Origin of the sequence: Mesorhizobium sp. M1E.F.Ca.ET.041.01.1.1 (assembly GCF_003997355.1) — a bacterium.
In the GTDB taxonomy this organism is placed as follows: domain Bacteria; phylum Pseudomonadota; class Alphaproteobacteria; order Rhizobiales; family Rhizobiaceae; genus Mesorhizobium.
In genome coordinates this window covers 1-985 of sequence record NZ_RZSL01001098.1, presented here as the reverse complement: position 1 = coordinate 985, position 985 = coordinate 1, and the positions used below count along the sequence as shown (strand labels likewise).

General features: G+C 63.0%; 2 protein-coding genes. Both read right to left on the bottom strand.

Annotated features, from left to right (window positions below):
• A partial coding sequence (locus tag EOA38_RS37650) for a fructose-bisphosphatase class II (RefSeq protein ID WP_127301592.1) occupies window positions 1-358 on the bottom strand: 358 nt, incomplete at its 3' end.
• Between the two features lie 268 nt (window positions 359-626).
• Window positions 627-985, bottom strand: a 359-nt coding sequence (locus EOA38_RS37645; RefSeq protein ID WP_127301590.1) for an ACT domain-containing protein, incomplete at its 5' end; no start/stop codon positions are given.

Genomic DNA, 985 nt, shown 5'->3' with positions numbered 1-985 from the left:
CTTTTTCCGCGATGGCGATGACGGCCAGCGCGTTGGGCAGGTTCTTGGCGCAGATGGTCGTGCCTTCGAGCGGGTCGAGCGCTATGTCGACTGCTGGACCTTTGCCGGTGCCGACCTCCTCGCCGATATAAAGCATCGGCGCCTCGTCGCGCTCGCCTTCCCCGATGACAACCGTGCCCTTGATGGCCAGACGGTTGAGCTCCTGGCGCATGGCGTCGACCGCGACCTGGTCGGCGGCCTTCTCGTCGCCGCGACCGCGCAGCCTTGCGGCGGCGACCGCGGCTCGCTCGGTGACGCGCACGACTTCCATGGTAAGGATCCGGTCGAGGCCGGCAACGATGTTCTGGGCCATGTTCATGGATGGGCATTCCTCGTTGACGAACGCGGTTCAGTTCTGAACCGCTCTACTCTTTGCTTCGAGCAATCCCGGACGCAAAACCGCAGCGCACTTTTCCCGGAATTGCTCCACCTCCCGCCAGAGGCGCGCTTCTTCTGGCAAAGCTCCATGACAACGGCAAGACTTGCCATGTCAATTTTTGAAATTGCAGCAATATCAATCGATTGAAGGCGGAACGTGACCTAAAGCACGCCTCCCGCAAGTGGCGAGATCGCGACGCGCTTTGGGGTTATTCCGCCCGCTCGATGCGGATCACCTGCGGCTTGTCGGTGAGATGGCCGTCCTTGGTGACGCCCTCGACCGCCTTGCGCACCGCTGCTTCCGTCGTCTCGTGGGTGACGAGGATCACCGTCTTTTGCGCTTCGGTTTCCGGCCCGGCCGCCTGCTGGACGATCGATTCCAGCGAAATGTCGTTGTCGGCCATGCGCTTGGCGATTGCCGCGAAGACGCCGATGCGGTCATGCACGGTGAGCCGGATGAAATAGCCGCCGGCGTGGCTTCGCATCTGCGCCTTCCTGTATGGCTTCAGCTCCTTCGCCGGCCAGCCGAAGACCGGCCCGTGCTGGAAGCCCGGCCGGTCTTCGGCTG